7 protein-coding genes and 8 tRNA genes are annotated in these 9,074 nt (G+C 47.9%); all 15 read right to left on the reverse strand.

Features of this window, described 5'->3' with window-relative positions:
- Positions 1-77 precede the first annotated feature (77 nt).
- Positions 78-1,874 carry a glutamine--fructose-6-phosphate transaminase (isomerizing) gene (gene glmS / locus KNO95_RS09850; RefSeq protein ID WP_214702906.1) on the reverse strand — a complete coding sequence of 599 codons (1,797 nt, stop codon included), beginning with the start codon at positions 1,872-1,874 and terminating at the stop codon, positions 78-80.
- Positions 1,875-2,233: 359 nt separating this feature from the next.
- The gene (glmM, locus tag KNO95_RS09855) at positions 2,234-3,592 is read right to left on the reverse strand and encodes a phosphoglucosamine mutase (RefSeq protein ID WP_214700454.1); all 1,359 of its coding nucleotides are present in this window, start codon (positions 3,590-3,592) and stop codon (positions 2,234-2,236) included.
- Between the two features lie 36 nt (positions 3,593-3,628).
- Positions 3,629-4,909, reverse strand: coding sequence for a CdaR family protein (locus KNO95_RS09860; protein WP_214702904.1), 1,281 nt, complete (start codon positions 4,907-4,909; stop codon positions 3,629-3,631).
- Positions 4,910-5,770 carry a diadenylate cyclase CdaA gene (gene cdaA / locus KNO95_RS09865; protein WP_026824856.1) on the reverse strand — a complete coding sequence of 287 codons (861 nt, stop codon included), beginning with the start codon at positions 5,768-5,770 and terminating at the stop codon, positions 4,910-4,912.
- 126 nt (positions 5,771-5,896) lie between these two features.
- Positions 5,897-6,532, reverse strand: a complete 636-nt coding sequence (locus KNO95_RS09870) for a hypothetical protein (RefSeq protein ID WP_214878879.1) — start codon at positions 6,530-6,532, stop codon at positions 5,897-5,899.
- A complete protein-coding gene (gene sigW, locus KNO95_RS09875) occupies positions 6,529-7,104 on the reverse strand; it encodes an RNA polymerase sigma factor SigW (RefSeq protein WP_012727640.1) in 576 nt (191 codons plus the stop codon). The genes KNO95_RS09870 and sigW overlap by 4 nt, the downstream gene beginning before the upstream one ends.
- A 130-nt stretch (positions 7,105-7,234) precedes the next feature.
- Positions 7,235-8,137 carry an arginase gene (rocF, locus tag KNO95_RS09880; RefSeq protein WP_214702893.1) on the reverse strand — a complete coding sequence of 301 codons (903 nt, stop codon included), beginning with the start codon at positions 8,135-8,137 and terminating at the stop codon, positions 7,235-7,237.
- A 201-nt stretch (positions 8,138-8,338) separates the two neighbouring features.
- Positions 8,339-8,414: transfer RNA gene (locus tag KNO95_RS09885), tRNA-Ala, on the reverse strand.
- A gap of 17 nt (positions 8,415-8,431) precedes the next feature.
- Positions 8,432-8,506 (reverse strand) — tRNA-Gly (locus KNO95_RS09890).
- 6 nt (positions 8,507-8,512) lie between these two features.
- Positions 8,513-8,588: transfer RNA gene (locus tag KNO95_RS09895), tRNA-Lys, on the reverse strand.
- Between the two features lie 5 nt (positions 8,589-8,593).
- Positions 8,594-8,677, reverse strand: a tRNA-Tyr gene (locus KNO95_RS09900).
- A gap of 6 nt (positions 8,678-8,683) precedes the next feature.
- A tRNA-Thr gene (locus KNO95_RS09905) sits at positions 8,684-8,756 on the reverse strand.
- A gap of 31 nt (positions 8,757-8,787) precedes the next feature.
- Positions 8,788-8,863, reverse strand: a tRNA-Val gene (locus tag KNO95_RS09910).
- Between the two features lie 4 nt (positions 8,864-8,867).
- Positions 8,868-8,942, reverse strand: a tRNA-Glu gene (locus KNO95_RS09915).
- A gap of 5 nt (positions 8,943-8,947) precedes the next feature.
- Positions 8,948-9,022: transfer RNA gene (locus KNO95_RS09920), tRNA-Asn, on the reverse strand.
- Between the last annotated feature and the right edge of the window lie 52 nt (positions 9,023-9,074).

The following is a 9,074-nucleotide window of genomic DNA, read 5'->3' on the forward strand; positions in this document are numbered from 1 at the left end:
TTTGAGAGTATTACGATGATTTGTTAACGCATTGCAACAAAAAAGACCAAAATCCCGAAAAATTTTGGTCTTGAACATTATTCAACTGTTACAGACTTCGCCAAGTTACGTGGCTTGTCGACATCACAGTCGCGGGCAAGTGCCGCATAGTACGAGATGAGTTGAAGCGGAAGAACCGTCACGAGTGGCGTGAGAAGCGGTTCAACACGTGGAAGAACGAATGCGTCGTTCTCATGCTCCATTCCTTCCATTGAAATCGTACATGCGATCGCACCACGCGCCACAACTTCCTTGATGTTTCCACGGATGTTGAGGTGTGTGTTCGGTTGAGACACGAGCGTGATGACCGGTGTCCCGTCTTCAATCAAGGCGATCGGACCGTGCTTCAGTTCCCCACCTGGGTATCCTTCTGCTTGGATATATGAGATCTCTTTCAGCTTCAATGCGCCTTCGAGACCGACATATGAATCCAATCCACGTCCGAGGAAGAACGCGTTACGTGACTCTTTCAAGAACTTATCTGCAAGCTCTTCAAAGATTTCTTTTTGTGCCATGATCGAGTCCATTGTCGTTGCAACGAGTGCGAGTTCCTGCATGAGATCAAACGGAAGTTTCTTCCCGTTCGCACGAGCGATGTCGTATGCGAGAATCGCGAGGACGGCAATCTGAGCCGTGTATGCTTTCGTCGACGCGACCGCGATTTCTGGTCCTGCATGGAGGAGCATCGTCTCGTTCGCTTCACGCGAGAGTGTCGATCCTGCTACGTTTGTCAACGTGAGCGCTTTATGGCCAAGCTTTTTCACTTCGACGAGGACGGCACGGCTGTCCGCTGTCTCACCTGATTGTGAGATGAAGAGGAAGAGTGGCTTCTCTGTCAAAAGTGGCATGTTGTAACCGAATTCTGAGGCGACGTGTACTTCAGTCGGTACACCTGCAACGCGCTCGATCAATTGCTTCCCGACAAGACCAGCGTGGTAACTCGTACCGCACGCGACGATATAGACACGGTCTGCTTCCGAGACGAGCTCGCGCACGCCTTCCGTGAGTTCGATGTCACCGTTCTCGTTCTGGTAATGCTGGATGATATTACGGATGACGGCCGGTTGCTCGTCCATCTCCTTCAACATGTAGTGCGCGTACGTGCCCTTCTCGATGTCTGACGCATCGATTTCGGCCGTATATGGTTTGCGTTCGAGCACGTCGCCGTCGAGCGTCTTGATCGTCGCCGTCGAGCGTGTGAGGATGACAATCTCGCCGTCGTGGAGCTCGAGGTACTGGTCTGTCACCTGGAGCATCGCCATCGCGTCCGATGCGACGACGTTGAATGTGCCGTCACCGAGTCCGACGAGAAGTGGTGACTTGTTCTTCCCGATATAGAGGCGCTCTTTGTCCTCTGAGTCGATCATCGCGATCGCGTATGAGCCGTGGAGGTTCGAGAGCGTCTTGCGGAACGCCGCCTCGACATCGCCGAGCTCGACGAAGTGTTTCTCCATGAGCAAGACGATGACTTCCGTGTCTGTTTCTGAGAGGAACGGGACATCAAGCGTCTTCTTGATGAGCTCGTCATTCTCGATTACGCCGTTATGCACGAGCGTGAAGCGTCCTGTCGTGCTCTGGTGCGGGTGGGCGTTCGGTACACTCGGTACCCCGTGTGTCGCCCAACGTGTGTGGCCGATTCCAATCGTGCCGTCTACTTCTGCTGGGATGATTTCGCGTAGCGCAGCAATGCGACCGACTTCTTTGTGAACGTTGACATTATCATGCATCAACGCTAGACCTGCCGAGTCATAACCACGGTACTCGAGTTTTTCAAGACCTTTGAGAAGGACTTCCTTCGCTCCGGTATTCCCAATCATTCCTACAATTCCACACATAAATAAATCTCCTCTATTCTTCGATTTCTCGAAAAAGGAAACGGGCTTTTTCTAAGAGCTGTCAACACACACTTCTTTGTCCGTCCGGTCACCCGGGCGTTTTAAAAGTATGCTTCTCGTCGTGACAGGCGACGAGGAGGCATCCGCCGAAATCTCGATAACCTCCAACCTCGTCAACTCCGCAGAGTTCTGGCGCTTGTTCGTACTCTTGTGTCCTTCCGTTTCCAAGGTCACGCTCTTAATAGTACAAATCACACCCCCATTCGTCAAGAAAATCCGCTGTTTTCTCGATGACAAAACGGAAACAAAAAGGGAATCCAATGTTGGATTCCCTTGTGTTATTCCCGCTTTTGAGAATTTTATCCTTCTAAACCGTAATCTTCGCGAACAACTTGCGCGATTCGTTCAACGTAGCGGTCGCATTCTTCCGCTGTCGGTGCTTCCGCCATCACACGAACGAGAGGCTCTGTTCCCGATGCACGGACGAGAATTCGACCGTTTCCGCCCATTTCTGCTTCCGCTTCTTGAATCGTTGCCAAGACACGCTCTCCGTTCATCGCATCGTTTTTATTCGTCACACGAATATTTACGAGTTTTTGCGGATAAACAGGCATCTCAGCCGCCAATTCAGAGAGTTTGCGGCCCGTCGATTTCACGATTTCTGCCAACTGGACGCCCGATAACATCCCGTCACCTGTTGTCGAGTGATCGAGGAAAATCAAGTGACCCGATTGTTCGCCACCGAGTGTGTACTGGTGTTTTTTCATCTCTTCAACGACATAACGGTCACCGACTGCTGTCTGGAGCGCTGTCATGCCCGCTTCTTCAACAGCTTTATGGAACCCGAGGTTACTCATGACCGTCGCGACAATCGTGTTGTCTTTGAGACGCCCTTTTTCACTCAAGTATTTCCCGCAAATATACATAATTTTGTCTCCATCGACGATTTCACCGTTCTCGTCAATCGCAATCAAACGGTCCCCGTCACCATCAAAGGCAAGGCCCATGTCCGCTCCTTTTTCACGGACGAACTCAGCCAAGTGCTCAGGATGTGTCGAGCCGACACCTTCATTGATGTTTAGACCGTTCGGCGAGTTTCCGATTGTGGATACGTTCGCTTCAAGGTCAGCGAAGAGACGTGCTGCGAGCCCACTCGTTGCCCCATGTGCACAGTCGAGCGCAATGTGAAGGCCATCGAAGTCTTCTTCAACGGTTTGTTTCAACATTTGAAGGTATTTTTGTGCCCCTTCATAATAGTCCGACACGAAACCGAGATCTTTCCCAGTCGGTCGTGGGAGCGTATCTTCCGTAGCGTCTAAAATATCTTCGATTTCTTGCTCAGTCGCATCATCTAATTTAAAACCATCGCTACCGAAGAATTTGATTCCGTTGTCGGCTACCGGGTTGTGCGATGCCGAAATCATGACACCGGCTGTCGCATCTAGCGATTTTGTTAAGTACGCAACTCCAGGTGTTGAGATGACACCAAGACGCATCACTTCTGCACCGATTGAGAGAAGTCCGGCAATCAATGCACCTTCAAGCATATGTCCTGAGATGCGTGTGTCACGACCAATCAATACTTTTGGTTGTTCGCCTTCTGGCAAATGTTTCGACAACACATAGCCACCAGCACGGCCTAAACGATATGCTAATTCCGCAGTTAACTCAGAGTTCGCGACACCGCGAACTCCGTCTGTTCCAAAATATTTACCCATTAGATTAAATCCTCACTTTTGTATGATTGAACATCTTTATTGAATGGAAGATGTTTCTGTTTCTTCATCGACGCTCGTCAGTTGAACATCAATCGTCTTCGGCGAGACAACCGTCACGCCTTTTGGTACTTCGTAATCGACATCTACCGCGTGTGTCCCACCTGGTAATCCTGTCAAATCCAATGTCACGTTAACACTGTTCGATGAAATGGTCTCGAGAAGGGACCGCTTTCCGGACAGAGTGACACTGACCACATCTTGCGTTTGAATCGTATAATTGGTTCGGTCGTACCCCCGTACGTTCACTGGAACAGTCATCCGAATCCGCTCTGTCAATTCGCTCGTGTCATCTTTCGTCTCATCACTCGGACGAATCAGCACTTGAACTTCTACTTCTCTTTTGTCGAGTGACGTGGCTCCTTCAGGGAGACGGAGAGTAACATTTACTTTCTCAGACTTCTTCAAATCATCCAGTTCAATCGGCTCTGTCTCGACTCGATCGAGTTTATCGAGCACCTCTTTTGATCCAAAGACACGAACTTCTGTTTCACCTAGTAATGTATCTACTAACCTGAAGTCGTCCGACACTTCTCCGCTCGTGACGACCTCAATCGGAATCATCACACTCTCATTGTAAATCGGGACAGTCACATTGATGATATTCGGGTCGACCGACACATTCAACGGATTCCCGTTCGCATCTAAAATTGTCGGTGGAATCTCACGAGTGAATGTCTGATTTTGATTCGAGACATCCACATTTAACGTGATTTCTTTGACATTTTGAATGCGACTCGCACCGCCTGTGACTTTGATAGTCGACGGTTCGATTTCAACATCGCCAGCCACTTTCCCTTCCGGTAATTGATCTTTATTCAACAGGTTCACAGACACCGGAACTTCAATCGTTTGCTTCCGATCAATGTAAATTTCAACTGTCTCTCGATCCAATTTGACATTGACGTCTCCACCGAAACCTCGTGCCTCGACTGGGACGCGATGAAATCCGGTTCCAAGGTTGGTCAAATCGACAAACACTTGATAATCTTTCACCAGTTTGGTCATCGTTAAACTACTTGAGGGACCTTGAAGCTCAACACCCATCTCCTCAGGCACGTTGTATGCGACATACTGCACCTCATCAAAAAATACTTCGACCGGTACATCGAGCGTCATGGAACTTTGTCCAACAATCGGCAAAGCGCTAGAAGCGTTGTTCGAGGAACTGGTCTCAGCGACCATTAAGTATAAAAGGACGGCTAAAGCAAGTGCGATGAAGCGGAGAAACCACTTATGTTGTAACCACTGATCAATCACTTACTTATCCCCTCCTTTTTTGCCGAAGAACGAGAGGGTCGCCTCTTTTTCTTCGATGACGAGTTCTTGAATTAATTTATTACGAAGCGCTTCTTCATCTAACTCTCGATATAAGCGTCCTGCGATCGCGAGAGAGACAGCTCCTGTTTCTTCTGACACGGTGAGAGTGACGCTATCTGTCACTTCACTGACCCCAATGGCTGCCCGATGTCGTGTCCCGAGGGCCTTATCGATGTGTGGACTTTCCGAGAGCGGCAAATAGCAGGCTGCTGCCGCAATCTTTCCATCTTGAATAATCATCGCACCATCATGGAGTGGTGTGTTTGGAATGAATAAGTTAATAATTAATTGGGAAGTAATATGCGAATCCATACGAATGCCCGTCTCCACATACTCGTTTAATCCCGTATCTCGTTCAATCGCAATCAACGCACCAATCCGCCGCTTTGACATATATTGCGCAGAACTGACGATGGCTTCAATCATTTGGCGTTGTTGCTCTTCATCACTTGTTCCTGTACGCCCGAATAAGTTGCTCGTCCGACCGAGGTGCTCAAGACCACGTCTCAATTCAGGCTGGAAGATGATGATAATTCCGAGAAGACCGTATGTGATCACCTGATTTAGCAAGAACTGGAGCGTCTTCAACCCGAAGAAACCACTCAAGAACCAACTGACTAGAATGATGGAGATCCCTTTAATTAACTGGACTGCTTTTGTCCCACGTACAATCATCATTAACTTATAAATGACATACGTGACGACGACGATATCTAAAACATCGTTCAAATAATCGTACCAATGTACGTTTTCTGAAAGATTTAAAAATGAGAAATATGATACTTGTTCAAGTAGCGGCAAATGCTCCCCTCCTCAACTACCTAGCTAAATCGTGCAAATTCCATTATATCATCATTTTTGTATATACGCATTGCGTCACACCAAAACGAAACGAGATTGAAACGAAAAAAGACGCCGGAAGCGTCTTTAGAAAAGTTGTTTCATCGAATACCAGATCCACTCGAACATCTGATCGATTTGTTCAAGTTCACCTGTCACTTGCCCGGCACTTGCTAAATACGCACGACCATTGACAGCTGTCGCGTCACCTTGGACGGTACCTTCAATCCGTAAATCGCCACCTTGGACGGTAATGTCTTTCTCGACAGTAACACCCGCTGGCACAATCACTTCATTCTCTGATACGACGACACCTGGTACTTTTGTATACGTCATTGTCTCCGAAGCACTACTCCATAATCCAAGTGTCGCACTAGACATCAAACTAAAGAATAGGACTGCGGCAATCAAACCTGGGTGGCGCTGTAACCAAATCATTTGTTTTGAATGTGGCTTGCGCTCTTTGCGCACAGGTTTGGATAACGTCACAACCGTGTCAGGTCCTTTTTGTACCGGTGTTTCAGGTATAGCGGCCATCACACGGGTCGTAAAATCCGCTGATAACTTTGGACGAGGCAATGCTTTCAGTTCTGCGTCGATTCGTTCATATTGTAGATAAGACTCATATAATTCATCGTCTTCTAACAATTGACGCAATTCGTCAGATTCTTCGGGCAAAACGCCATCTTCCAAATATTGTTGTACTTTTTCTTCAGGAGTCAATTGAACCCCTCCCTATTTTGAAAGATTGTTTTTAACATTTCTCTTCCCCGGAAGATCCTTGTTTTAACTGTTGCGACCGGCATGTCAATCATCACGCTAATTTCTTTTAGCGACAAATCATCCACATATTTTAATAGTAAGGGAATGCGGTATTTGTCAGGAAGTTGTTTGATGGCTTCATGCATCTCACTTCGAATTTCGCGATGAACCACTTGGGCATCGGGTTGAGGTGCTTCATCAGCTAAGTGGTCTTGATAAGTCAAACCGTCTGTACCCGCAATTTCTGCATCCATTGAATACTCCGGTTTCCGTTTCCTCAATCGATCGATGGCAACGTTCGTCGTAATTCGATAGAGCCATGTTTTGAACTTGTATTGCGCATCATACGTATCAATACGTGTATATGCACGTATGAATGCTTCTTGGGCAGCATCTTCCGCTTCGCCACGATCATACAAAATTTTATAGGCGATTGCAAAGACGCCATCCTTGTATAGTTCTACCAGCTCGGCAAACGAATCGTGATTCCCCGCCCTCAATTCGTCAACCAAACGGGTGGTCAGCCGTTCCATCAATCCACTTCCCCTCTCCGCAACACATGCGGTCATTTCTATATACGTCTCACCAGTTGAATTAGTTTCATTAAAGTAAAAAAAGTTTCCACCCCCATTGTAGCAAACGGGTTTGGAAACTGTAAGGAAATCAGACGGTTTCGCCTTCCAATAACAGGTTTTCTTTAGATTTTATAATCGTTTCACACAGACGGTAGGCCAATTGAGCCGTCATGTCGTCCCGGTCTAATGCCGGATTCAATTCGACGAGCTCTACGGCAATCAAATCTTCTGCCTGCATCGCTTCTTTTAAAATCGCTTTGGCCTCGACTTCTGTTAGACCACCATCAACCGGTGTTCCTGTACCCGGAACGAGTGACGCATCGAGACTGTCCATATCAAAACTGATATAAAAACGGTCTACTCGTTCACGAAGATAGCTGAGCGCCTCTTGCATGATCACATCGACCCCACGCGTACGAACTTCTTCTACGGTAATGACTTTTATACCGAGTCGATTGATTTCGTTTATTTCTCCTTCATCGATATCACGAAGGGCAATATACACCAAATGATTTGGCGATAACTTCGAATCACGCCCACCTACTTCTGTCAGACGTATATCCCCCATCCCCATAGCTGCAGCAAGTGGCATTCCATGAATATTACCAGATGGTGAGGTATCCCCCGTATTCAAGTCAGCGTGGGCATCTACCCAAATGACACCAAATGGTCCCGTTTTTGCTAGTCCTGCGAGTGTGCCGATTGCCATACTATGATCGCCCCCAACGATCAATGGGAATCGATTCGCTCTAATTTCGCTATCTATCACTTCTGCCAATTCCGTAACAGTGTGCAATACACCATCTACCCGCTTCAAATGTTCTTCATTTTCACGAATTTCAGATTCCGGTAACACACGAATCGTTTGGTTCACCGCCCCTTTAGGAAGAAGTTTTTCCATCCCTAGTTCGTTCAACTTCATCGGTCCTTGATCGACCCCGAGTTTCCCCTGACCATAACGAAGTGGTACATGAATATATGACCATTGCATCGCCATTCCCCCTTTATACGCTTGATAGTTAAATTGTAAACGCTATCATTCATTTGGTTCAACTCGGCACTATTATGAATAAACATGCAAAAAGGCAGCCTGAATGGTGGCAGGCTGCCTTTCTCTGTACTCTCAAGTGAATGGTTCATGGTTTTAAGCAAAAAAAAACTTAAGTCATCAATAACTTAAGAAAAAAACATATGGTGGAGCCTAGCGGGATCGAACCGCTGACCTCCTGCGTGCAAGGCAGGCGCTCTCCCAGCTGAGCTAAGGCCCCATGAATGGGTAAGAATATGGAGCGGAAGACGGGATTCGAACCCGCGACCCCGACCTTGGCAAGGTCGTATTCTACCACTGAACTACTTCCGCAAAAAATGGTGAGCCATGCAGGGCTCGAACCTGCGACCCTCTGATTAAAAGTCAGATGCTCTACCAACTGAGCTAATGGCTCAAACCTGGTGGGGGGGGGCGGATTCGAACCGCCGAACCCGAAGGAGCGGATTTACAGTCCGCCGCGTTTAGCCACTTCGCTACCCCCCCGAGGAGTGCCGGCGAAAGGATTCGAACCCTCGACCCTCTGATTACAAGTCAGATGCTCTACCAACTGAGCTACACCGGCATATATATAGGTTTGAATTAATAAATAAAGATGGTGGAGGATGACGGGATCGAACCGCCGACCCCCTGCTTGTAAGGCAGGTGCTCTCCCAGCTGAGCTAATCCTCCATATTGGTGACCCGTACGGGATTCGAACCCGTGTTACCGCCGTGAAAGGGCGGTGTCTTAACCGCTTGACCAACGGGCCTAAATTGGCTCCGCAAGTAGGATTTGAACCTACGACCTACCGGTTAACAGCCGGTTGCTCTACCACTGAGCTATTGCGGAACGATCTTGCCTGGCAACGTCCTATCCTCACAGGGGGAGATCCCCCAACTAC

The sequence above is a fragment of the Exiguobacterium sp. ERU653 genome (assembly GCF_018617775.1).
GTDB lineage: Bacteria > Bacillota > Bacilli > Exiguobacteriales > Exiguobacteriaceae > Exiguobacterium > Exiguobacterium marinum.